This is a genomic window from Rhizobium sp. BK538 (assembly GCF_014197575.1).
GTDB lineage: Bacteria > Pseudomonadota > Alphaproteobacteria > Rhizobiales > Rhizobiaceae > Rhizobium.
This window is the reverse complement of record NZ_JACIFT010000015.1, coordinates 67,663-90,953: the sequence shown is the minus strand read 5'-3', so window position 1 is coordinate 90,953 and position 23,291 is coordinate 67,663. Positions and strand designations below refer to the sequence as shown.

The 23,291-nt window shown below is 57.6% G+C and carries 20 protein-coding genes; 5 read left to right on the top strand and 15 right to left on the bottom strand.

The window, feature by feature from the left end; all coding sequences use genetic code 11:
• Positions 1-33 precede the first annotated feature (33 nt).
• Positions 34-780, bottom strand: a complete 747-nt coding sequence (locus tag FHX09_RS19600; protein ID WP_007799935.1) for a CpsD/CapB family tyrosine-protein kinase — start codon at positions 778-780, stop codon at positions 34-36.
• Between the two features lie 142 nt (positions 781-922).
• Positions 923-2,377 (bottom strand): Wzz/FepE/Etk N-terminal domain-containing protein, encoded by a 1,455-nt coding sequence (locus FHX09_RS19595; protein ID WP_132590243.1) that lies wholly within the window; start codon positions 2,375-2,377, stop codon positions 923-925.
• 360 nt (positions 2,378-2,737) lie between these two features.
• On the opposite strand from FHX09_RS19595, the gene FHX09_RS19590 reads away from it, so the two are divergent.
• Positions 2,738-4,051, top strand: coding sequence for a polysaccharide biosynthesis/export family protein (locus FHX09_RS19590; RefSeq protein ID WP_132590244.1), 1,314 nt, complete (start codon positions 2,738-2,740; stop codon positions 4,049-4,051).
• Between the two features lie 56 nt (positions 4,052-4,107).
• On the top strand, positions 4,108-5,616 hold the full coding sequence (locus tag FHX09_RS19585) for an O-antigen translocase (RefSeq protein ID WP_132590385.1): 1,509 nt from the start codon (positions 4,108-4,110) through the stop codon (positions 5,614-5,616).
• A 465-nt stretch (positions 5,617-6,081) separates the two neighbouring features.
• On the opposite strand, the gene FHX09_RS19580 is transcribed toward FHX09_RS19585, so the two are convergent.
• Genes FHX09_RS19580 through FHX09_RS19555 form a run of 6 tightly spaced genes read right to left on the bottom strand, consistent with a single transcriptional unit; the run spans position 6,082 to position 11,581 of the window.
• Positions 6,082-7,263, bottom strand: a complete 1,182-nt coding sequence (locus FHX09_RS19580; protein ID WP_184450526.1) for a DegT/DnrJ/EryC1/StrS family aminotransferase — start codon at positions 7,261-7,263, stop codon at positions 6,082-6,084.
• A complete protein-coding gene (locus FHX09_RS19575; RefSeq protein ID WP_132590248.1) occupies positions 7,260-8,234 on the bottom strand; it encodes an NAD-dependent epimerase/dehydratase family protein in 975 nt (324 codons plus the stop codon). Before FHX09_RS19575 ends, FHX09_RS19580 begins: the two co-directional genes overlap by 4 nt.
• Positions 8,235-8,237: 3 nt before the next feature.
• The gene (locus tag FHX09_RS19570; RefSeq protein ID WP_132590250.1) at positions 8,238-8,948 is read right to left on the bottom strand and encodes an acyltransferase; all 711 of its coding nucleotides are present in this window, start codon (positions 8,946-8,948) and stop codon (positions 8,238-8,240) included.
• Positions 8,938-10,044 carry a DegT/DnrJ/EryC1/StrS family aminotransferase gene (locus FHX09_RS19565; protein ID WP_132590252.1) on the bottom strand — a complete coding sequence of 369 codons (1,107 nt, stop codon included), beginning with the start codon at positions 10,042-10,044 and terminating at the stop codon, positions 8,938-8,940. The genes FHX09_RS19570 and FHX09_RS19565 overlap by 11 nt, the downstream gene beginning before the upstream one ends.
• A complete protein-coding gene (locus FHX09_RS19560; protein WP_132590254.1) occupies positions 10,041-11,078 on the bottom strand; it encodes a Gfo/Idh/MocA family oxidoreductase in 1,038 nt (345 codons plus the stop codon). Before FHX09_RS19560 ends, FHX09_RS19565 begins: the two co-directional genes overlap by 4 nt.
• The gene (locus tag FHX09_RS19555) at positions 11,075-11,581 is read right to left on the bottom strand and encodes an acyltransferase (protein WP_132590256.1); all 507 of its coding nucleotides are present in this window, start codon (positions 11,579-11,581) and stop codon (positions 11,075-11,077) included. The genes FHX09_RS19560 and FHX09_RS19555 overlap by 4 nt, the downstream gene beginning before the upstream one ends.
• A gap of 315 nt (positions 11,582-11,896) precedes the next feature.
• Between FHX09_RS19555 and FHX09_RS19550 the strand changes: the two genes are divergently transcribed.
• Entirely contained in the window at positions 11,897-13,225 is a 1,329-nt protein-coding gene (locus tag FHX09_RS19550; protein WP_132590258.1) for a glycosyltransferase family 1 protein, read from the top strand.
• 10 nt (positions 13,226-13,235) lie between these two features.
• A complete protein-coding gene (locus tag FHX09_RS19545; protein ID WP_132590260.1) occupies positions 13,236-14,231 on the top strand; it encodes a glycosyltransferase family A protein in 996 nt (331 codons plus the stop codon).
• 26 nt (positions 14,232-14,257) lie between these two features.
• On the opposite strand, the gene FHX09_RS19540 is transcribed toward FHX09_RS19545, so the two are convergent.
• Positions 14,258-15,559 carry an O-antigen ligase family protein gene (locus tag FHX09_RS19540; protein ID WP_245505465.1) on the bottom strand — a complete coding sequence of 434 codons (1,302 nt, stop codon included), beginning with the start codon at positions 15,557-15,559 and terminating at the stop codon, positions 14,258-14,260.
• Between the two features lie 306 nt (positions 15,560-15,865).
• Between FHX09_RS19540 and FHX09_RS19535 the strand changes: the two genes are divergently transcribed.
• On the top strand, positions 15,866-17,326 hold the full coding sequence (locus FHX09_RS19535; RefSeq protein WP_184450525.1) for a hypothetical protein: 1,461 nt from the start codon (positions 15,866-15,868) through the stop codon (positions 17,324-17,326).
• Between the two features lie 50 nt (positions 17,327-17,376).
• On the opposite strand, the gene FHX09_RS19530 is transcribed toward FHX09_RS19535, so the two are convergent.
• From FHX09_RS19530 to FHX09_RS19505, 6 genes are all read right to left on the bottom strand, one after another.
• Positions 17,377-18,045 (bottom strand): polysaccharide deacetylase family protein, encoded by a 669-nt coding sequence (locus FHX09_RS19530; RefSeq protein WP_132590266.1) that lies wholly within the window; start codon positions 18,043-18,045, stop codon positions 17,377-17,379.
• A 13-nt stretch (positions 18,046-18,058) separates the two neighbouring features.
• The gene (locus FHX09_RS19525; RefSeq protein ID WP_184450524.1) at positions 18,059-18,997 is read right to left on the bottom strand and encodes a glycosyltransferase family 2 protein; all 939 of its coding nucleotides are present in this window, start codon (positions 18,995-18,997) and stop codon (positions 18,059-18,061) included.
• A gap of 69 nt (positions 18,998-19,066) precedes the next feature.
• The gene (locus FHX09_RS19520) at positions 19,067-19,324 is read right to left on the bottom strand and encodes an acyl carrier protein (RefSeq protein ID WP_132590270.1); all 258 of its coding nucleotides are present in this window, start codon (positions 19,322-19,324) and stop codon (positions 19,067-19,069) included.
• Positions 19,325-19,367: 43 nt separating this feature from the next.
• Positions 19,368-20,594 carry a pyridoxal-dependent decarboxylase, exosortase A system-associated gene (locus tag FHX09_RS19515; protein WP_132590272.1) on the bottom strand — a complete coding sequence of 409 codons (1,227 nt, stop codon included), beginning with the start codon at positions 20,592-20,594 and terminating at the stop codon, positions 19,368-19,370.
• Positions 20,591-22,180, bottom strand: a complete 1,590-nt coding sequence (locus tag FHX09_RS19510; RefSeq protein WP_132590274.1) for an acyl-CoA ligase (AMP-forming), exosortase A system-associated — start codon at positions 22,178-22,180, stop codon at positions 20,591-20,593. Before FHX09_RS19510 ends, FHX09_RS19515 begins: the two co-directional genes overlap by 4 nt.
• 14 nt (positions 22,181-22,194) lie before the next feature.
• Positions 22,195-23,040, bottom strand: a complete 846-nt coding sequence (locus FHX09_RS19505) for a hypothetical protein (RefSeq protein ID WP_132590276.1) — start codon at positions 23,038-23,040, stop codon at positions 22,195-22,197.
• Between the last annotated feature and the right edge of the window lie 251 nt (positions 23,041-23,291).

Sequence of the window (23,291 nt, the reverse complement as noted above, 5' to 3'; positions counted from 1 at the left end):
GCCAAGAAGGACTGTCCGGGGCGGCCTCTTTTCCTAATAGCCATATTGTTCCTGACTGTACTGGCTCTTGTTGAGGACAACACCTAGCACGTTCGTTTTCTCGCGCAGGCTCTGCTCGCAAATATCCACTTCGCTGACTGTGCTCTGGTCGGAAGCGGCAACGAGGACGACGCCGTCCACATTCGGCAGGAAGGCGAGCACATCGTCGGTCGATAGCATTGGCGGCAAGTCATAGAGGATGACGTCCGGCTTTATCTCCTGACGCATCTCTCGTAGCGATTGAGCTGCCGCGGCACTTTGAAGGAGTTCCGCCGAATACTGTACCGCCTGCCGGTTTGGCCCAATCGCGAGGTTGTCGCCGTATCGGAAAAAGGTTTCGCGTAAGCCAGCGTCGCCCTTCAGGAAACTCTCGATAGAGCCTGGATTCTTAATGGCAAGGGTCTTGCCGATCTGCGGGCGCCGTAAATCGAGATCGACAAGGACAGTTCGACAATCCCTCTGATTGGCCAGACTGAATGCGAGATTGAGCGCAATGCACGTCTTCCCGCATGCCGGGGTAGGCGACGTGATGGCGACCGAGGTCCAGTTATTCTCCCTGAGGAGACGGAGCAGTTTCGTCCGCATCATGTCAAAGGCGCCGTGGGCCGGGGACAACCGGTCCAACGTGATAACGCGATTGTTGGCGGCTGCATCGTGGTCGATGACAAGTGGGGGCAGTCCCTCCCACGCCCCTCTCACAATTTCAAGCGGTTCCGGCAACGCCGGACTCCGATCGTCCATCTCGGCAACCCCTCTATTACGCGACGATCTGCCAACAAATTCCATTACATGTCCTCAATCACTGCGTCGAAGCCTGACGCTATTTAGGTTCACCACTTTGGCCAGCAGTCTGGGAATGCGGAACCTCTTCCCAAATTCAACGTCAATGGTAGCTGAACATCCGCGTGACGCTATTGAGCTTCCTCTTCAATGGCGGCGTTCGCGTTTCGTAGGGGGTGTTGATGAACGGGATCACCGCCAGTGGTTGTGCCTGGAGCATCTGGACCAATTCGACCGGCCGGCGGATCGTCCTGTTCAGCATTTCAAGCAATGCGATGATCGCAAAACTGAGCGCAATGCCGGCCAATAAGCCAGCAAGGACGATAAGACGCCGGCGCGATCGCAACGGTGATTGCGGCTCGGTGGCCGCTTCCAATAGCGAGAATCGGCCACCATCCGAGCGCGCCTCTATCTGCTGGCCCAATGAGGCTTCCGCGCGTTTGGCAATCGCCGTATTGTATTGCGTTTGCGTGTTTGAGAGCGTGCGTTCAAGCGCGTTCAGGCGGATGTCGGTGGCTGGCGTGGCGCTTATGGATTGCGTGAGAGAAGCGATCTTCTCGGTTATCTGCACCCGCTCCTTCTCGATTGCATCTATCCGCCTGTCCACGTCGGAGAGCTGAAGGTCAAGACCGGACTGCGCTTTGGTATCGGCGCCCTCTTGCTTTTTGGGAACGACCTTTGCGCGTAGGGCGGCAATGCGCGCTCTCAGCGCGATAATGTTGGGGCTCGTTTCGGCAAAGACCGAGAGTTGATCGGCAAGCGCCTTGTTGAGATCCAAAAGCATCTGCTGTTCAGCACTCAGCGGCTCGCCTGTCGGATATTTGCCGGTCACCATATAGGTCTCGACCAAAAGACTGCGTCTCGTGCGAAGATCCGATTCCTCACGCTCAAGCGATATCAGGCGCTCTTGCAAGGTGCTCTGCTGGGTGCGGCGAAACGCCAGGCTCTCAGGCAGCGTATCCCTGTTTTCGTTCTTGAATTTCAATAGGTCAGCTTCAATGCGACTGAGGTCGTCGTCAAGCCTCTTCACCTCGTCGTTGAAGAACTCCAGCGTGTCCCCCGCTCTATCGGTTCTTTGCTTCTGATTGCTGCGCAGGATCGATGTCGCAAGTTCGTTAGCGACACGTGCCGCCAACGCGGGCGTGCCAGCCTCGAATCCAATTGTGAATACCGATGCGCCATCGCCGCTGCTGAGCTCGGTTTCCTCAAAGATGAGCCGGGACCGCAAGTCCTTCACCAAATACTCCACAGAAGGTTTCTCCTGCTCGCCCGCATAGATGTCGAGTTTGGCCGCGAGTCTAACCAGATTGTCCCGTGTCGTTAGATGCTGCTGGATTATTTGCAGCTGGCCAAGCGAACTTGTCGGCACTGTCGAGCGCACCAGATTGACGGGAATCTGTGGCGCCTCGACCAGGATCTTGGCTGTAGACTGATAGCTACGCGGCAAAAGGAGGGCAGCAGTGAGAGCGAGAACTGTCGTCACGGTCACGCACAACAGAATTAACGGCAATCTCCGTAGCAGAATAGAAAGATAAAAACGGACATCGATGTCACCCATTACGAATTCATCCGAACTAAAGAAACGAGAGCGGCGTACTGTAGGGGTGACATCTTCGATCAGTTTTTGGATCCATGATAGTTGATCGATAGTGGGTGTGCCGCCAACGGTTTGTTAGTCCATTTGGCTAGTTTTTGTTCCAGGCGAGCCACGTTTCAAAGCTAACCCCAATGCCCCGAGAGATTTCCTTTCCGTCATCATTGTCAGACGCTCATCATTTTTGGTTATTTGGCGCCCCTTGTCGGATGGTCGCATGTAAATGTATTCTTCAAGCAACAGAGAATAGATCTAAAATAAAACTCTCGCGACATCTCTAAATTAGACTTGCAACGACGCGGAACCAACTCTGGAAGTTTGCTGATGCACTATTTGATATTGAGGATGGGCTTCGGCAACCTTTTACGGCCACTAGCGCGGCTTCCCGCCGCAGCGATTGCTGCGCTCGTTTTCCTGAATGTCGGCGCGGCTTGCGGCAGCCCACTTCTTCCGAACACGAAGGTCCGGTTGACACTCGTCCAGTGGATGCCGACCAAGGGGAGCTACGAGCAATGGGCCACGGTCGGAGGGGAATACACGGTCTCGGACGCAGGAACGATATCGATCCCCCTGCTTGGACCTGTTTCCGTTGGAAACATGGATGAGACAACGCTGGCATCGACCATTGCAAAGCAGTTGAAGGAAAAGATCGGGCTGGTCGACGAGCCAGCCGCCACAATCGAGATCCTCAAATATCCACCAATCTATGTCGTTGGCGATGTTACAAATCCCGGTGAGTATGCGTTTCACGCCGACATCACTGTCCTGCAGGCTTTCGCAATGGGAGGAGGCCAAATGCGCGCCTCAGCTGGTTTGCAAAGCTCGCTGGACATTACCAAACTGGTGGGTGACCTAAAGGAAATCGACGACTCCATCATCCGCAGCACGGCCAGAGTCGAGCGTCTGGAAGCGGAAATGGCCGGGGAAAAGAGTTTGCAACCCCGACAAGAGAGCGCGGATGCGAACCCGTTGACTGCTGCCATTTATAGGCAGGAAGAGGCAATATTCTCCGCCAGGGCAAATGAACTGACCAGACAGTCGAAATCACTGTCGGGACTACGTGACCTCCTGTCGGAGGAAATCAACGTACTGGAGGAGAAGGTAAAGAGCACGGACGCGAACATAGGCTCGGTGCAACAGCAGCTCGACAGCACGATTGCCCTCATTGAGAAGGGCGCTATCGTTGCAACGCGACAGGCCGAGGTCGAGCGTGTCATGAGAGGCTATCAAAACGACCGCCTTGATCTCACGGTTGCAATAATGCGGGCCCGCCAAAGCATAAGTCAGGCAACGCGAGATCTCGAGGGTCTATACGATAGAAGACAGACGGAAGTTGCTTCGGAATTGCAGGCCGAGCGGGCGACCATAGGACAGTTGCTGCTGAAGAGAGATACCAGTCAGAAGCTGCTGATGGACAGCCTGTCGTCCAGCAGCGCCGCGCGGCCCAATGAGGATCCAAAGCTCACATTCAGCATCGTTCGCAATCTTGCTGGAAAAAGCAACGAAATCGACGCCTCCGAAACAACCACGATGATGCCTGGCGATGTCCTGAAAGTTACCCTGCGGCCAGGCTCCCAAACGTCCACGACAAACTCTCTAAAGGCGGCCGAAACGACTGCGCGCAACATCAGCCAATGATCAGCGACCTCGACAACGACGATCGTGTTGAAAAGCCGACGCTAGGCCCGTCAAAGATGACCCCTCCCATCGGCACCGGGAGCAAGAGTTACTTACAGATCGTCAAGTCGACGATGCTTATCGGCGGGTCGTCGCTTATCAATGTGATGTTTTCCATCATCCGAAACAAAGCCATGGCGCTGCTTCTCGGGCCCGAGGGCATCGGAGTGATGGCTCTTTACAGTTCGATCGCGGACATTTCACAGACCGTGGCGGGGCTTGGCATCAATGCGAGCGGTGTTCGCCAGATTGCCGCCATCAATTCAAAAGACACTGTGCAGATAGCCGAGGTCGTAGCGGTGCTGCGCCGCGTTTCCTTGCTTTTGGGCTTCGTCGGAACAGCCCTTTTGCTGCTCTTTTCGGCACCTGTTGCGCAATTTACCTTCGGCACCCCCCAGCATACAGTTGGAGTGATGCTCTTATCGCTAGCAGTATTCTTCCAGGTAGCAGCGGGAGGAAGAGCCGCGCTGATACAGGGTATGCGTGATATCTCCAGCCTTGCCTGGATGAGCGTTCTTGGGGGCCTTTTCAGCGTAGCGGTCGGGGTGCCGATCATTTACTTCTTCGGAGAGCCTGGAATTGCGATATCGCTGGTGGCAGCTGCCTTCGCAAGCTTTGTTGCCTCGTGGTGGTTCAGCCGGAGGATAGATATACCTCGCGCGCCTCTTTCGGCGCAACGCGCCTTGCAGGAAACTAGCGCTCTGTTCAAGCTTGGCATTGTGTTCATGGCGAGCAGTTTCCTTGCCATGGGCAGTGCCTATGCCATTCGTCTCCTCATTTCCTCACAAAGTGGATTACATGCAGCAGGCCTTTATCAGGCCGCTTGGTCACTGGGAGGGCTCTATGCGGCCTTCATTTTGCAGGCCATGGGCACCGACTTCTATCCGCGCCTCACGGCCGTCTCCCAGGACAATACGGAATGCAATCGGCTGGTCAACGAACAGACTGAAGTCAGCATCCTGTTGGCCGGTCCGGGCCTGATCGCAACGCTAACGCTTGCCCCGGCCGTCATGGCGTTGTTCTACTCCTCTGCATTTCAGGGAGCGGTCGATATTCTCCGCTGGATTTGCCTTGGAATGATGCTGCGCATTGTGGCCTGGCCGGTTGGGTTCATTGTTCTTGCCAAGGGTGCAAAGGCGATTTTCTTCTGGTCGGAAGTCGCTGCCGCCATCGTTCATGTTGGACTTGCCTGGCTGTGTGTGCCGAAATTGGGGGCGGCAGGCGCTGGCCTTGCCTTCTTCGGCCTCTATGTTTGGCACAGCATCCTGATGTATTGTGTGGCGCGACGCTTCACGAACTTCCGTTGGTCACCGGCCAATCGCAAGCTAATCGCGGCCTATCTCCCGATATCGGCACTCGTCTTCGGCGCATTCCAGTTTTTGCCGCTATGGCAAGCGACAAGCCTTGGACTGCTTGTCGCAATTCTGGTTGGTCTATTCTCGCTGAGGATGCTGGCTGGTCTGCTTCCACAACACATGTTCCCGAAAGCAATTCGGCCACTGCTTGAAAGTATGCGGAGTGCATAAATATCCACGGCCCCGCGTTGTTTTCCATGGCCATCGCGTTGGTTGGCGGATTCGGGTTCCGCTTATCGAGGCGGGTGGTTTTTCGCTCCTCCACACATAGTGATGTCACGCACGAAGCTGCGACAGTCTCTGGTGCTGCGCGCCGACCGACTGGCAACCTACAGTGCGATCAGGAAACTGTTGTCTTTCAAACAATGGCGGGTGGTCTGAATCCAGACGCTTCGACATTTTCCGAACAGCATGTCGGCCGTTTGGCTCGACGAGGTCCGCATCTGCACGGGAGTGGCCGCATTTGCTATTTCCGAGTCCGGGAGCGATGCCAAGCTCGGCAACCGCTTCTCCGCGGGCGCCTTGACGTAGCGGCTAAGGTCGCGATCCAATCGATGTGGGGGGGTAGCGATGGTTCGAAGACTGGCATCCGGATGCGGACCAGGGGAAGACCAGTGACAAGAAACGCGTGAAAGATCAGCCCACCTGTTCGATTGCCAATTCAGGCGCGCAAACGGACGCTTTCACTGCCTCGGCAACCGACGTCAATTCGCTCGCCGTCATCTGCACAAACAGAGGAAGAATGATCGAATGCTGCTGTGCCAGGACACTTTCTTGCAAGCTCGTTGCGACGCGATGTGAACCCGGTTCGGCATAGGCGGCCTCAAGATGGATGTTCATGATCCCCCGTCTCGTCGAGACGCCCTGATCAAGCAACTCCTGCATGATTTCATGCTGGTCGAGATCTCGTGACAATCCCAAGCAGAAGCTCTGCCAATTGCTGCGCGCCCACGAGGGCTCGATGGGCGGCGCAACCCCCGCTGCTGCATAAAGCTGTTCGGCATACTGGCTCGCAAGTTCGCGCCGACGCACAATGATCGCCGGCAAACGCTTGAGTTGCTCGCGGCCAACGGCTGCCTGCATATCCGTCATCCGATAATTGTATCCAAGCTCGGGATAGGACTCGAAAATAACCTGCTTCGAACCGTGCCGCACAGCATCGGTGACGCTCATTCCATGTTGCCGCCACAGGCGGAACTTTCGATCATACTCGGGATTGGCCGTCGTCAGCATGCCGCCATCACCCGTTGTCACCACCTTGCGAGGATGAAACGAAAAACAAGCTATATCGCCGTGGGGCTTGCCGATCTTTTCCCAGCGGCCCTTCCAGAGAATTTCGCTGCCGGTGGCGCAAGCGGCATCCTCGATCACGGGGATGGAATGACGGGCCGCGATCGCAACGACGCGATGCAGATCGCAAGGCATTCCGAGCTGATGGACGCAAATGATGGCCTTGGTACGGGGCGTGATGGCCGCCTCGATGAGGTCGGGATCGATGTTGTAGCCGTCTTTTTCGATATCGACGAAGACGGGCACGGCACCGCAATAGCGGATCGCATTTGCGGTTGCGATGAAGGTGTGGCTAACGGTGATGACTTCATCGCCAGCCTCGACGCCGACCGCCTTCAGGGCGAGGTGAAGCGCGGTCGTGCAATTGGAAACGGCACATGCATGCCGGGCACCGACAAAATCGGCGAACTCTTCTTCGAAGGCAGCGACCTCTGGCCCTTGTGTAACCCAACCGGACAGAATGACGCGGCGAACCGCCTCGACCTCCTGCTCATCGAGGACGGGCTTGGCAACCGGGATCTGGTTCATGCTGCCTCTCCTGCGTTCAGGCTCTTTTCCTGGCGCCACCACTCTACGAGATCGCGCAGGCCCTCTTCCATTGTCACCTTTGAGCTGAAGCCAAGAAGCTTCTCGGCCTTGGCGGTCGAGGCAAGGCGCCGCGGCACGGCGTTGACTTTACGCGCCGGTCCGAATTGCGGCTCCAACGACGAGCCCATGACCTTGGTCAACAGGGTTGCAAGCTCACGCAAGCTCGTCTCGGTGCCGCTTGCGACGTTGAAGACTTCGTCAGTCACATCGGATTTCGCGGCAAGCAGATTGGCCCGCGCGATGTCGTGCACATGAACGAAATCCATCGTCTGCGTACCATCCCCGAGGATGATCGGCGGCAAGCCGCCCGCAATGCGTTCCATCCAGCGGATCAGAACTTCCGTGTAGGCGCCGTAGACATCCATGCGCGGACCGTAGACGTTGAAGTAGCGAAGCGCCACATAGCGCAGGCCATACATCTCCGCAAAGCTGCGCAGCACACCCTCGTTGAAGGCTTTGGCGGCGCCATAGATGGTACGATTGTTGTAGGGGTGATGTTCCTCGGTGGTCGGGAAGGTGTCGGCCAGTCCAAGGACCGACGCTGAGGACGCGGCCACAACTTTCGACACCCCGGCCTGCACCGCCGCTTCAAGCACGTCGAATGTCCCGCCTGCCAGGACATCAAAAGCAAGCCGCGGTTCCTCGGCGCACTGCGTGATGCGAATGGCGGCCTGGTGGAAGACAACATCGATGCCTTGGCTCACTTCCTTGATAAGCGCGCGATCCCTGATGTCGCCCTCGACTATCGTCACGGGAGCCCGTTTGATGGCGTCGGCCAGGTTCTCACGCCTGCCGCGGACGAAATTGTCCAGGATCACTATTTCCTTGGGTTCCTCGCGGGCGACGAGATCGGCAATGTGCGAGCCGATGAGACCGGCACCGCCGGTGATCAAAATCCGCTTATCCTTCATACTCTAACACTCCGAATTTGGTCCGCTCGAATCCTGATCCGTTCGCCAGCGGAGGAATTTTGCAGGAACGCCGGCCACGACAGAGAAGGGGGCAACATCGTCAACAACAACGGCACCCGCGCCGACAATTGCGCCTTTGCCGACAGTCACGCCCGGAAGGATCGTGGCACTGGTGCCGATGTCTGCCCATGCGCCAATGCGGACGGGTTTGATTTCGAGGTCGGTGCGGATAATCGGCATATCGACTGGCATTGCAGTATGGCTTGAGCCCAGGACCTTCGCGCCTGGCCCCCACCCAACATGATCCTCAAGCACCAGGTCACGCGCATCAAAATAGGCCTGGGGGCCGATCCAGACGTTGTTTCCGATGCGGCACGTGCCGTCGAATCTGCCCTGAATGTAGGCTTGTGCGCCGATAAAAACCCCGTCGCCGATTTCGAAGGTTTCCGGATGTTTGAAACCGGCGCCGCTGCCGACCTGCAAGCCGTTGCCACAGGCGCGCGCCAGGCTTTTCCAGATCGCCTTGCGCATGAAACTGTCAACAAAACCGTCGCCGGTCGCGAAGCGTGCGTAGAGTTCTACGAGGCCCACGGTACCATAGGAGCGCGTCAACTCTTCGGCCAGATGAAGGACATAGTCGGGGTCCACGGAGGTTTGCTGGCGCCCATGGACAGCCAGGACAAGACGCACGCCGGTGACGGGGTCAGCTGACATAGGCGTCCTGCTCCACAGCAGCTGCAATCTGATCGACTTGCTCCAATGTCAGCTCCGGATAGATCGGCAGCGAGAGCACCTCACGCGCTGCGGCCTCCGATACCGGGAGATCTCCGGCACGATACCCAAGATCAACATGCGCTTTCTGCAGGTGGATCGGGATCGGATAGTGGAGCCCGGTATGGATGCCCTCTGACCGCAACGAGTGCTGCAGGTGCTCACGGTCGCGGCTGCGCACGGCGTAGACGTGGTAGACGTGGCGGCGATCCGTCATCGCAACGGGGACGCGCACCGAGCGCGAATCGGCCAAAAGCGTTGAGTAGCGATCGGCACGAACCCGTCGTGCTTCGGTCCAGGCTTCGAGATGTCGAAGCTTGATCCGCAGGATCGCGCCCTGGATCTCATCCATGCGGTAGTTGAAGCCCTTCAGCGTGTGGTGATAGCGCTGCTCCTGGCCCCAGTCCCGCAACATTCTGATTTTCTTGGCGTGTTCGTCATCGTTGGTGACGACGATACCACCTTCGCCACAGGCGCCGAGGTTTTTGCCGGGGTAAAAGCTGAAGCAGCTCGACACACCGATGCTTCCCGCACGCCGTCCCTTATATTCGGCGCCATGGGCCTGGCAGGCGTCTTCGATCACCGCAATTCCATGCTTGTCAGCGATAGCCTTGATTGCGTCCATGTCGGCCATCTGCCCATAAAGATGGACGGGCATGATGGCCCTGGTCCGCGGTGTTATCGCGGCTTCCAGCTTAGCCGGATCCATTGTCAGCGTCGCTGGCTCGACATCAACGAAGACCGGACGAGCGCCCGTGTAGCAGACTGCGGATGCGGTCGCGACAAAGGTGAAGGAAACGGTAATAACCTCGTCACCTGGACCTAGGCCGGCAGCAAGCAGGGCAAGATGCAAAGCGCTTGTCCCGGTGTTGACCGCGATCGCATGCTTGGCATCGCAATAGACCGCAAATTCGTCCTCAAAGCGAGCGACTTCCTCGCCGAGGACATAATGGCCCGAGGCGAGCACGCGCATCACGGCGGGCTCAACCTCGCTCTTGATAGAGGCATATTGAGCCTTGAGGTCGAGAAGGGGGATCATGCGATCAGTCTCGCCGGCTCGAGTTCGATGACACGCCCGCGCTGTGCGAGCGACTGGGTGGCGGCTTCAAGAATGCGCACGACGCGCAGTCCCGCATGGCCATCGGCAATCGGCTGGCTGTTTGTCATGACACAATCGACAAACTGCTTGAGCTCCCGGCCAAGTGCTTCCGTCATATCGAGTTGTGGGGCGTACATGTCGCCGGTGCGGTAGCCGACGCGCATGTCGTAGACCTTCTCGCCGTCCGACTGCGGATTGCCGTTGAGCGTGATACCCTTGTCGTAGACCTTGATCTTCTCACTTGGCTCCAGATCGTCATAAACGATCATCTTGCTGCTGCCGCCGATCAGCGTACGGCGCACCTTGACGGGTGCGAGCCAGTTGACGTGGATATGGGCGATCAGCTTGCTCTCGAAGAAAAGTGTCAGATAGGCGATGTTCTCGGGCTCGCCGGCAACGTGACCCATGCCCGTCGCCGAGACCGCCACCGGCTTTTCCGGCAGGACGTAGTCCATGATCGACAGATCGTGGACGGCGAGATCCCAGATGACGCTGACATCATGCTGGAACAGGCCGAGATTGACGCGCACGGAATCGTAGTAGTAGATGTCTCCGAGACCATTCTCGATGATTTCCCGCATCTTGCGGACGGCGCCGGTATGAATGAAGGTGTGGTCGACAGCGAGAACAAGGCGACGGCGCGCCGCCTCTTCCACCATCCGGCGAGCCTCTTCGGAGGTTGACGCCATCGGCTTTTCAACAAACACATGTTTTCCGGCCATCAGGGCTTTCATCGCCAGCATGTAATGAGCCGATACCGGCGTCGCGATAGCGACCGCATCAACGCGGGGATCACGCAACACCTCGTCGAAATCGTCGGTGATCTGGACTGTCGGATAGCGCAGCTGGACGCCGGCAAGGCGATCCTTCTTGAGATCGCATACCCAGACAAGCTTTGCTCCCGGCGTTTCTGCAAGATTGCGGACCAGATTCGGCCCCCAATACCCGTAACCGACGACAGCAACCCCAATCATCTTGCTCTCCCGGATGAAATGACTTCGAGCGGCGCATCCTTTGCGCGGCCGATAACTCTTGCCGGTACGCCGGCAACAATTGCGTAGGCAGGCACGTCCTTGGTGACGACCGCACCCGCGCCAATCTGCGCGCCTTCGCCAATCGTTATGCCGGCGACGATGGTCGCGTTGCTGCCAATCGAGGTGTAACGCTTGACGAGCGTCGGCACGACCGACCAGTCCGCGTCGGACTGAAGGGTGCCATCGAGATTGACGGCACGTGGATGCAGATCGTTGGTGAACATCACGCCGTGGCCTACAAAGACGCCGTCTTCGATGGTGACGCCTTCGCAGATGAAAGAGTGGCTGGAGATCTTGCAGTTTTCTGCGATTGAGGCGTTCTTCTGGATCTCGACAAAGGTTCCGATGCGCGAGCCTCGGCCGATCGAGCAGCCGTAAAGATTTACGAGATCTGGATGATGGATCACGACGTCATCGCCCAGCCTTACGCTTTGTGCGATCATGGCATCCGCCTCGCGTAGCAACCGCTTGATCCCAGCGGATCGTCATTTACCTCGAGCATAAAACGCGCCCCCAGCTGAACAATGTACTGAAGACAAAGAAGTCTTTTTTTATCCTTCGAGTAAAGAAAACAAAAATCGGTATTCAATAGATCGAAAGGAGTACACGTGAAATCAATTTGCCAGTTTTACATTGTCTAGCGAAAGTAATTTATAGAATAAGATAGAAATTGGTCATGCAGACGCAATCGACCAGGCGGAAAGACACCGTCGCGGCAGGCGAGCGTAAAGACCGCATTGGGCATGGAGACGGCGCGATTGCCACTTAAATCAAAGAAGTTTTCGGGCGTCAGTCTCCTCACGTCGGCAATTGCGATCGTGGCGACAGCACACACACAGCTGAACCGCCGTACGCGTCAGATCAAGCGCCTTGTGTTCGATGAGGGGCCGGGCGCGCTCACTGACAAAATCAGGACCAAGCTGTCGGACGCAATTCGACCCAAAACATTTATGTGGCACGTTTTTCCATCGGATGTCCTGCAGGCCGACCTGTCGAAGCCGCAACACCAAACCATCCCTGTCAGAAACGACGGCCAACCGATCGAGCTAAACTGGATCGTGGGCCCTGCTGGACCCGGATCGGGGGGCCACACGACGATATTTCGTACACTTAAGTATCTTCAGGCAGCCGGCTACCGAAACCGCGTGTACTTTTATGACCCCTATGGCGGTGACGGAAAATACTATCAGGACCTGGCACGGTCTCACTATGGACTGACCTGCGAGATCCAGGACATTCGCCATGGCATGAAGGATGCCCACGGCGTCATAGCAACATGCTGGCCCACTGCCTATGCCGCGTTCAACGCGTCGTGCTCCGGCAAAAGGTTCTATTTCATCCAGGATTATGAACCGTACTTCTACCCCGTGGGCACCAACAGCGCTCTGGCAGAGACCACCTACAGGATGGGATTCCACGGGATCACCGCGGGACGTTGGCTCTCGGAAAAGCTCACGCGCGAGTTCGGAATGGACACGGACTGGTTTCCATTCGGGTGCGATACCACACGCTATCGCTTTGATGCCAATTCGCAACGCTCCGGCATTGCCTTCTATGCGAGGGCAGGCACCCCGCGCCGTGCGGTCGAGATTGGGCTGCTTGCTCTCGAGCTGTTTTCCAAGCGGCAGCCTGAAATCGAGTTGCACCTGTTTGGCCAGCCAATGGGAAGCCTTCCCTTCAAGTTCACCAACCACGGCCTGGTCTCTCCGGACAAGCTCAACCAGATCTACAACCGCAGTTTCGCAGGGTTAAGCCTCTCGTTGACGAACGTCTCGCTCGTGCCTCATGAAATGCTTGCCTGCGGCTGCATACCAGTCGTCAACGAAGCGGATCACAATCGCATCGTACTGGACAATGCTTATGTCCGATACGCCGCGCTGCTGCCGCATGCGCTTGCCGAAACACTGGAAGCGATAGTCACAATGCCAAACTTTGGCAGTGCGGCCCAAAGAGCTGCCGACAGTGTCAAGTCGACGTCCTGGGATACCGCCGGGGCAGCTGTTGATACCGCAATTCGCAACGCGATCGCCGCGGATGCCGCCAGATCACGATCTCGACGGACCTTTCCGATCTCAATCTCGTTATAAAGAGGCGAACATGACCACTGTCGATGTTGTGATCCCCTGCTACCGCTACGGCAAATTTCTCAAACAGTGCGTCGACAGCGTCACCACCCAACAAGATGTCGAGGTAAGGTTGCTCATCATCGATGACGCCTCGCCTGACGACTCACCTGAGGTCGCAGAGGAACTCGCTCGTCAGGACAACCGGATTGAGTTTGTTCGTCACACAAGAAACAAAGGACACATAACGACCTACAACGAAGGGATCGAGTGGGCCAAGGCCGACCTTTTCCTCCTTCTATCCGCGGACGACTATCTGCTTGCCGGTGCGCTCTCGCGTGCCGCCGAATTGCATAGAGCGCATCCAGACATGAGCTTTGCCTTTGGGGATGCGATTCTGGCCTACGACGATGGGACGCAGGTCGCGCGCAAACCGTTTGGAACCGCGTTCAGCGACACCACGAAAGTGTTCGCCTGCGCGGACTTCATCAAGGCTATGGAAGGCAGGAACATTGTTCCAACGCCGACTGCGGTCGTGAAGACCGCGGTACAAAAGAAGGTCGGCGGTTATTCTCATCATCTCCCACACGCCGGTGACATGGCGATGTGGCTGAATCTGTCGGCCGAAGGACCTGTGGGGTTCGTTGGCGCCCCTCAGGCGGCTTACCGCATGCATTCGCATAATATGTCACGTTCCTACTCATCGGCCCGCCTTCCGGATCTCCAACAAAGGAGGGCGGCGATTGAACACTTTCTAGAACGTGTCGGCTCGACGCGGTCAGACGTCGAGCAATTTCGAACGATTTTGATGCGAGATCTTGCCGTTAACGCGTCCATCCAGGCCGCAGCCGCCCTTGATGAGCGTGAATCCGATATCTCCCGCGAACTGGCAGATTTTGCACTTGCTCTAGACCCGACCATTCGATTCAGCCTGCCGTGGCTGCGACTGCATCTGCATAAGGCTATCGGACCCCGGGGATGGCAGATCCTGCGTTCTTCACTTGGAGTGTCCGCCCGCGTTCCCGACTGATCGATATATCGCTTAGAAAAATCGGCTCATGGGCGCGTTGCAAGGCGGTTGACACGCATTGGTGCTCCGCCGGCAGCGCGGTCATTGACTGTTCGGCCTGACGGGTTTTCATGACCACGCGAATCCAGGATCCATGCACCGGCTCCTCCCAGAAAGAAAAACCACGCATATGTCGCATTCCAAAAATGGACAGTTGCGCCGACGAATACGAACGTTGCCATGCAAATGAGGTAGGCGGTGCGATAGGAAGCGACGACGGGCTCCAGGGCCTTTTTCCGTGCAATCGAAAACCACAAGCCTAGCCAAGATAGCGCCATAAGAGTAACGCCGGGGATGCCGTGGCGCATCGCCAAAATTAGCCAGAAGTTGTCTACGCTATCGCTCACCATCCAGGCCGGGCGCGCCCAGTCTCCGAGACCAATTCCGAAGAGCGGATGATTTTCGACCGAAGCCGTGCCGTACTGCCAGATCCACATCCGGTACCAGCCGGTCTGCTGCTCGAAGGTGAAGTGCGACACATAAAACTGCGCAGGCGTTTGATTTGAGCCAAATTCTATAGCCAGAAAGCCAAGGATTGCGGCCGCCCACAGGAGCTTCCAACGTCCCCGGAAGATACGTAGCATCCTGTCCCAGATCAACAGGGCAATCTGAAACGTCAGTCCAGCAATCGGGGCCGACGACATCGAAAGCACGGCACTGCCGCCGACCACAAATGTGAGGAACACCGCCGTGAAACCGTTGGAACGAAATGACGAGACGCGGCATGTTACGGCAAACAGGCTAGCGCAGAATACGCCATACAGGATCGAATGACTAAATGTGCCCTGTACGCGCCATAAGCCCATACGTGGGTACATTCGGGTGATCTCGACCGTGGGGAAAATTGTGCCAAGGATCGTCAGAAGCGGGTTCTGCCCGGTAAGCCATTCATAGAGACAAAACGGAAACAAGCAGACGAGCAGCTTGGCTGCGAACATCACCATGCTACGAAAATCATCAGGCGTTCGGATGAAGCAGCGAGCCATCAAGTAAGAGCCCATGCCCTCAATGAACAGCATGCCACCCGGTTGAATTGCTGGACCTACGCCGTGGACGACGGCAAGTCCGACCGCGGCCCAGAGGTTGAACAGCATCAGTCCCAGATCGGGGAGACGAATGCGTCCGGCCCTGCCCTGCATCCAGAGCACAGAACATGGCACGAATGCCACCAGCAACACGATCCGATAGGCCGATAGATTGAGGGAACCAAGCGGAATGATCCATGGCAGGATCAAACCGACCAGAAAGAGCTTCACCGGCAGGGCAAGCCCGTGGTTGGATTGCGCCACCCTCGCTGGCGTCACTTGCCTTGATATCTCGGGCTTTCGAAATGGTCGATCGACGGGTTTATAGCGGTGCACTATCGTCATGAATGCCCAACGGCCTGATATACGTCCAAATTGCAAGCACAACTGGCTTGTTTACTTCAAGCGATACTAGTCTGAACCGTTAAATCTTTCGCTTATTCTTTCTGGTGCTCTCACATCGCCCAAAAGAGGATGCCGTGGCGCTTACCGTCTTGCAGGCGATCGCTTATACTCTGTGAAGGCGGGCCTGCGTAATCGCGCCCGATCGGGGACAAAAAGGGCGAGCCAGTGTTGCCGGCATCAGACCAATTCGACGGACAATTCATCATTTCGGAGCAAGCAAAACCGCTTTTCGCGGGTTGGCGGCAACTCCATGTTGGACCTGTATTCGTCAACCTGTCGCCGACCACGAAAAGCATTCAGGTCCAGGACGCCGCCGGCAAACAAATCGGGATCTTGATCGGCACGCCGATCGACCTGGAACAACGCCGTCTTGTTTTCCAGCGCCATGTGGTGGACACCGTCGTCGATGAGACCACGGATATTGATGCCTTCGTAGAAAGCACGATTTACCGGCTAACCGGCAGCTTCCTGTTCATTCTGTGTACGGAGAAATTTCACCGCATCTATCTCGACGCGAACGGCACGCTCTCGGTGGTATATGACCCCGAGGCACACGTGGCTGGTGCTACGGCAGCCGTGCTCCTTGACCCCGCTGAATACCGGCGTCGCTTTCGCACTCGGCTCTATAAGGCAGTCGATGTCCCGAACGCCGGCTGGTTTACAGGGAGCCTCACCGCGCATGTCGGCATCCACCGCCTCATTTGCAATCACTATCTCGACCTCGATCGTTGGATCGCGAAGCGTCACTGGCCTGCAGCTGCGATCGAACCGGCGCTCGATCCGACGGCCACCTGCGCACGGCTGTTTTCGCGCGTCACAGATACGATCGAAATCTTGAGCCGCACCGGACAGGTGAGTGTCGGATTGACCGCCGGGCATGACTCGCGCCTGTTGCTCGCGTGCTGCCGAAACCTGCTCGGCAACGTGTCCTTCGTGACTGTCAATGCGCCAGGTGCCGACGTTGACGTCGGTTGCGCAAGGCGGCTTGCGCGGCGTCTCGGGCTCGCTCACACTTTGCTGCCTTATCGTGAGGCGACGGCGCAGGAGGCCAACCTTTGGCAGGTCCGAACCGGACATTGTGTGGGAGGTAACAATGTCAAAATGCATCCAAGCGTCCGGCCTCTGGAAGGCAAATACTTCATCGGTGGCCTCGGCGGTGAGGTTGGGCGCGGTTTCCTATGGCTCAACGTGGAGGACAGCACCGGCCTTGACGCGCGTAGTATCGTGAGCCGTTTAAAACTGCCGCCTGAGAGCGAGATCATCGAGGCCGTCGAAACCTGGCTCGGCGCGCTTCCACCGTTCGGTACACTGCTAAAGCTGGACCTTGCCTATATGGAACTCAGGATGAGCTCCTGGGGGTTCTGCGATTCCTATGTGAAGCCGCGTCAGGCCGAGATCCACCCGATGATATCGCGGGCAAACTACACCGACATGCTGTCGCTGCCGCCGCAGATGCGACGCAACGGCGATATCTATTTTGCACAGATTGCCGAGAGTTGGACGGAGATCTCGCAGATACCGATAAACCGTTATGGCGATTTCCGGGATCTGCTGCGACCGGCAGTCACGGCTATCAAGAATCCTGCGCGTGCGTATCGAAAGGCCAAGCAACTGGCTGGTTATTGATTTTTGAGCGCTGGTGGTCTTCATGGCGATGGCTGGGAATATACGATGTCCTACGACCAGGCGCTGATAGTCATACGCGCGGCTCTGCGAAGCCGCCTCATGGCGGGCAGGTGACCATCCAAAACATAGTCGATCATCGCATCTGTCATGCTGCTGCGTATCGAGGTTCGGGCCCGCAGGAATCGGCCGGTCGTGGTGTCACCGCCGTCGCTCGAATAGACGGTTTGGTAGCCGCAGGCGCGCAGCTTCGCCAGTGTCGCACGATTATAGCGACCGAACGGGATAGAGGCCGAATGCAAATGATGGCCGCAGATCTCCTCGAGCAGACGTTTCGACTGGCCCAGTTCCCATTCGAGTTCGCCATCCGAAAGACCGGACCAATCGCGGTGATCGATCCCATGACTGCCGACACGCATGCCCATCTTCAAAAGGCATCGAACGTCGTCTGGATCGAGCGAGCCTGTCTTGCCCAGCCTCCCGGCTAGCACGAAGAATTCCGCGTCCAGCCCCCGCCGGCATAATTCGGGCGCCGCGAGGCGAAGATCTGACAGGTTGCCGTCATCGAAGGTGATCAGAACTTTGTCTCGATCGACATGATGCCAGACGCGATCCAGAATATCGCAGAACCGGTCAAGGCCAATCCAGTAATCAGCTTCTCCCGGATCGAGAAGTCGCTCAGGCTCACCTATTCCGTGAAACGTCAAAATCCGGCGCTTCATGACTTTCTCCAACTCAGGCTCGGGCCGTCGCCCGGAATTGCGATAGCGCCCCGGAAGGCCGCAATGCGCCACCTAGTCCGGCGCGGTGTGTTGACCCGCGCCAGCATCGAAGCATCTGCCCGAAGGCGATTCCCGAAGCAAACAACGCCGCTTTCAGCCGTCCGTGATGTCGGCGATAGTAGCGAATTCGATTCGCAGTCATCAGCGCGAACAACCGCGGGCTGCTGCCGCTACCACCACCGGCATGCATGACCTTTGCCTGCGGTTCAAAGATAATCGAAAGGCCAGCCTCTCGCACCCGTCGCTGATAGTCGACTTCCTCGCTATAGAGGAAGAAGGACTCGTCCCACTCACCGACGATCCTGCGTGCTTGCGCGGAGATGAGAAGCGCCGACCCGGTTGCCCATTCGGCGGCACCGCAGCTGTCGTAGCGTGCGGACAAATCGACAATTTCTCCCCACCCTACCCTCGCTGCCAGGCTTCCGCCCAGAACCGCCTCTGCCCAGGCGCTCAGAACCGAGGGCTCGCGACGCAGCGTTGGGTCGACGCTCCCATCCTGCTTGTAATTGATAGGCACAACCACGCCGACACCCGGGTTTGCCAGATGCTCGACGAGCGGTTTTGCCGCGTCTGGATAAAGTCGCAGATCCGGATTGAGAACGAGCAGGCTGACGCCTTGGCGAACGGTTGCAGCAGCCGCGTTGATCGCCGCGGCATAGCCGGCATTCCACCCCATGCAGATCACCCGTGCTCCAATGGGATGGGCCGCGGCAAGGTCCGAGGAGCCATCGTGCGAATTGTTGTCGGCGACGACTACCTCGAACCGCTCGATGCCGCGAAGTCCGTCTGCAAGCGAGTCAAGCAGAGCCGGCAAAGCCTCGGCACTGTTATAGGTGACGATGATGACCGCAAGCCCACCTTTGCCGTCCGGCGATGTTTCGACAATATCCATGGTTGCCCCATGCTCCTGCCCAAGTCCCTCGACCTCCGTACCTAGCAACGGTGCCCGGATGGCCAAGCGTCAATGCGTTCGATGCCGATCGACAAACGCCGCGAGTGAGCCGACTGTCTCGAAAATCTCGCCGGTGAAATCGTCGTCGTCGATCTGGAATCCGAACCTGGACTCCAGCGCCGATGCCAGACTTAGCACCGCGAAGGAATCGAGTTCGGGGATGTTGCCGAACAACGGCGTGGAGGCTTCCGCGATGCGGGCGCGGTCGGCGATACCAAGCGTATCTGCGATCACGTCCTTGACCGATTCGAATATTGACGAATTCATGGCACCTCACCGTTTCTAATGAATAGCGTGGATCTGAAGCTTACTAGACAAGGATCTCCGGCGGCATCGGATGCCCGAGAAATGCGGTTGGGCTGGCCGTCAATCCGTAGGCGCCAGCCTGGAAAATGACCACCAGATCGCCGACCTGGGCCGGCGGCAGGCATACGTTCTCCCCGAGCAGGTCGAGCGGCGTGCAAAGGCAGCCGACCACCGACACCGTCTCGCGGTCCTCCACGCCCATCCTGTTGCCGATGACAAGCGGATAGTTGCGACGAATGACCTGACCAAAGTTACCGGAGGCGGCCAGTTGATGGTGAAGCCCACCATCGACAACCAGATAGGTCCGGCCGCGCGACACCTTTCGGTCGATGACGCGCGTCACATAGACTCCGGATTCACCGACGAGGTAACGGCCGAGTTCTATCACCACACGTGCGTCCGGCAGAGCCGGGCGAATTGCGCTTTCTACCAGATCGCTCAGTCTGCGCCCAACCGGCACGAGGTCAAGTGGTTGATCCTTCTCGAAATAAGGAATTCCAAAGCCACCGCCAAGGTTGAGATAGCGAACAGGATATCCGCACGTTTCGGCAAGCTTGAGTAGCAGCTCGACATTGTGGGACAAGGCATCGCAAAGAATGTCGGCGTGCAAGTTCTGAGAGCCGGCAAACACATGGAAACCGACGAAGTCGAGATCAGCGCTTGCGAGATGGCGAAGCAGCGCCGGCACCTCTTCGGCATCGATGCCGAACTGCTGCGAGCCGCCGCCCATCTTCATGCCGGAACCCTTGACCTGATAGTCCGGGTTGACCCTGAGCGCAACGCGCGGTCGGATTCCAAGGCGGTTGCCGGCTTCAACGATGCGCATGGCTTCGCCCGCTGACTCCATCTCAATGGTCACGCCGGCGGCCACGGCTTGGGAAAGTTCCTGCGATGTTTTGCCGGGGCCAGCAAAACTGATGTTGGATGGCGGCACGACCGTGTCCAGCGCCGTCTTCATCTCATATGCCGAGGCAACGTCGAAGGAATCGACAAGTCCAGCCATATGCTGGACCAGTGCTGGCATCGGATTGGCTTTGACCGCGTAACTGAGCTTCACATCCTTCGGCAGAACAGAGCGAAGATAGGAAATGCGCGAGTTGATCAGCCGACGGTCGTACGCGAAAAACGGCGTTGTCCCGACGCGCTCGGTCAAACGGTCAAGGGGTATGCCGCCGACCGCCAGACAGTCTTCGGCAACATCGAACATGCCAATGGAAGGATGTACGCTCACGAACCCAGTTGCTCCCTCAACAGTACACGGTCGAACTTGCCGTTTGGATTTGTCGGAATAGACGTCATCTCTATGACCTTGGACGGCACCATGTATTGCGGCAGCTGGCGCCTGAACGCGCTCAGCAGGGCAGCAACGTCCAGCGTTTCTGATACCGGGCTGGCGACGAGGACAATACGCTGCCCGAGCGCTTGGTCATCAACGCCCATGGCAACCACGTCACGTGTGAGGCCTGTCGCGTAGGCAACCTCCTCGATTTCTGTCGGACTGACACGATAGCCAGACGTCTTGATCATCTCATCGCGCCGACCGACAAAATAGAGAAAGCCTTCATCATCCCGCACGACCGTGTCGCCAGAAAAGACCGCCATTTCAGGCTGCTTCCAACTGGCGACAGTGCCCGGCCATGGCTTGAAGCGTTCACCAGTGCGGACTGGATCGTTCCAGTATCCGAGGGCCACAAGCGGCCCCCTGTGCACCAGCTCCCCTGGCTCTCCCGGGTCGCAAAGCGATCCGTCTGGCCGCACGACGAGGATCTCTGCGTTCGGAATCGCCTTGCCGATTGAATCCGGCCGGCGGTCTATTTCAGCCGGATCGAGATAGGTCGATCGGAATGCCTCTGTCAGTCCATACATCAGGTAGGGCAGTGCGTTCGGGAAGGCCGATCGCAGCCGTTCGAGCGTCGCCTTGGGCATGCGACCACCGGTATTGGCGAAGTAGCGCAGTCGAGCAGCCACCTCAGGCGGCCACGCCAGATCGCAGACTTGGATCCAAAACGGCGGAACACCAGTAATTCCTGTTATCTTATGCCTCTCGCACAGCCGCACCACATCGGAAGGGAGGAGATAGTTCATCAACACTAGGTGGGCACCGGAATGAAAGGCCGTCGTCAATTGGCTCAGGCCCGCGTCGAAACTCAAAGGCAGAACTGACAAAATGGTATCGTGCTCTCCATTGCCGAGATAGTGACTGACGCTCTCGGCGCCCACGATCATGTTGCGGTGGCTGAGAACCACGCCCTTTGGCTTCCCGGTGCTCCCGGACGTGTAAAGAATTGCGGCAACGTCGCTGTCTACGCCCGCAGGTCTTGATGCCTCGCCTTGCGAGGCCGCGACCTGTTCAGTCCAGGAATGGAGGCGCCATGGCTCACTCGGGGTGGTGCTCTCGTTGCCAGCTGGCGCATCGACAAGGATAACATGCTGAAGGGCGCTGTCGCTGTCGACGAACTCTCGCAGTTGCGCCAGCCGGTCTGGCGAGGTCACAAGTGCCCGAACATCGCAATCGGCAAGGATATAGGCGACCTGTTGCGGTCGCAGTAGCGGATTGATTGGCACGCTAACGCAATTCGCAGCCGCCGTCCCAAATATCGTTACGACTGTTTCAACGCGCTTGTCGAGCAGCACCGCCACCCGATCGCCGCGAGCGACCCCGAGCCTATTGAGCGCGGATGTGAAGCCGAGGACATATTGCCACATCTCTTCATAGCTGAGGGTGGTCGCCTTGAAGGTGACAGCCGGGGCGGATCCATGGCGGGCTGCTCCGTTGCGAAGGAGATCAGAAAGATTGATGTTGACCGGTGATCGCATGTTCGCCCCAACGTCTACCAAGGCACGCACGTGAGTTCGCTATAAAGGTAATCGACCTGACTTGGCGTCACACGGCTGCTCAAGATCATCTTCGGACGCGGCGATTTGAGCGGTAGTGACAAGAACAGCGGGGCGCTCGCGAACCGTTCCTCAATCAGCGTGGCCGGCAGACCGAAGCGCGTCAGCAAGTAGCTGCGCAAATGCCAGGCGGTCTCTGAAAACAGAGATCTATCCCCAACGTGCAGGATCGAAGCGAACAGGCGCAGGCCCTTGCGCGTATCCTTGCGGAAGATCACGTAGCAGCTTCGATGCCCTTTGACGATGACCAGATGATGCGCAGCCGGCGCACTGACATGGTCCCTGTAGATCTCGAGGTCCCGACCAGACAGGTAGGTCTGCATCAAGGCGGGATGATCGACGATGCGCACGCCGCTTCCCCATCTCGGCCACGGCAGATTGACCGCCAGCGCGGCAGCCGTGTTAAGTGCCTGGAACTTCAGGCGACGATTGAGCGGAACGACATTGCCACTTGGCGACAGATCAGTGAAGCTGTAGCCAGGCTGATCGAGTAGCGCCTTTAAGAGGCGCAGGCTGTGGGCGCGATAAGTATCAAGCACACACCACGCAGCAAGGTTGCAGAATTTCTCGTTCTGTCCGTCGACGATGCGCTGCGAGTAGAAGGCGACGTGTGCGCCAACAATGTGCCCCCCCGAGAGCAGCATGAAGCCGTGGTTTGGAGCCTCGCTTTGCCAGCCCGGACGAATGGCCTGCGCCCAAGAGGCCGGCGTTAAGCGGGGATTTAGCTCCTCATGAAGGAAAGATGCGACCCGATCCACGTCATCGGCGGTGATGGGGCGCACCGTTGCTCTTTGATCGTCAACTTGGAGAACGGACCGCGCCACTTTCTAAAAATTCCCCTAGTACACGTTACAAACACCATCAAATCCGGACCACTGTTTTACAAGTATAACTGACCTACTTGGTAGATACCCTTATGGCTGAAGCGGATATACACAAAAGATCCGCTCGACTATCCCGTTTGCTAACTGGAGAATTTCCTCTGAAGAGGTTTGAATTGAGGCACAAACCCGCTCAATAAACACACGGGAGG

Excerpts from the sequence above, each read along its gene's own strand:
- FHX09_RS19555 (WP_132590256.1), bottom strand. The coding sequence starts at position 11,581 with ATGATCGCACAAAGCGTAAGGCTGGGCGATGACGTCGTGATCCATCAT.
- FHX09_RS19575 (WP_132590248.1), bottom strand. The coding sequence starts at position 8,234 with ATGAAGGATAAGCGGATTTTGATCACCGGCGGTGCCGGTCTCATCGGC.
- FHX09_RS19520 (WP_132590270.1), bottom strand. The coding sequence starts at position 19,324 with ATGAATTCGTCAATATTCGAATCGGTCAAGGACGTGATCGCAGATACG.
- FHX09_RS19545 (WP_132590260.1), top strand. The coding sequence starts at position 13,236 with ATGACCACTGTCGATGTTGTGATCCCCTGCTACCGCTACGGCAAATTT.
- FHX09_RS19590 (WP_132590244.1), top strand. The coding sequence starts at position 2,738 with ATGCACTATTTGATATTGAGGATGGGCTTCGGCAACCTTTTACGGCCA.
- FHX09_RS19580 (WP_184450526.1), bottom strand. The coding sequence starts at position 7,263 with ATGAACCAGATCCCGGTTGCCAAGCCCGTCCTCGATGAGCAGGAGGTC.
- FHX09_RS19595 (WP_132590243.1), bottom strand. The coding sequence starts at position 2,377 with ATGGGTGACATCGATGTCCGTTTTTATCTTTCTATTCTGCTACGGAGA.
- FHX09_RS19570 (WP_132590250.1), bottom strand. The coding sequence starts at position 8,948 with ATGTCAGCTGACCCCGTCACCGGCGTGCGTCTTGTCCTGGCTGTCCAT.
- FHX09_RS19530 (WP_132590266.1), bottom strand. The coding sequence starts at position 18,045 with ATGAAGCGCCGGATTTTGACGTTTCACGGAATAGGTGAGCCTGAGCGA.
- FHX09_RS19565 (WP_132590252.1), bottom strand. The coding sequence starts at position 10,044 with ATGATCCCCCTTCTCGACCTCAAGGCTCAATATGCCTCTATCAAGAGC.
- FHX09_RS19560 (WP_132590254.1), bottom strand. The coding sequence starts at position 11,078 with ATGATTGGGGTTGCTGTCGTCGGTTACGGGTATTGGGGGCCGAATCTG.
- FHX09_RS19600 (WP_007799935.1), bottom strand. The coding sequence starts at position 780 with ATGGACGATCGGAGTCCGGCGTTGCCGGAACCGCTTGAAATTGTGAGA.
- FHX09_RS19585 (WP_132590385.1), top strand. The coding sequence starts at position 4,108 with ATGACCCCTCCCATCGGCACCGGGAGCAAGAGTTACTTACAGATCGTC.
- FHX09_RS19510 (WP_132590274.1), bottom strand. The coding sequence starts at position 22,180 with ATGCGATCACCGGTCAACATCAATCTTTCTGATCTCCTTCGCAACGGA.
- FHX09_RS19525 (WP_184450524.1), bottom strand. The coding sequence starts at position 18,997 with ATGGATATTGTCGAAACATCGCCGGACGGCAAAGGTGGGCTTGCGGTC.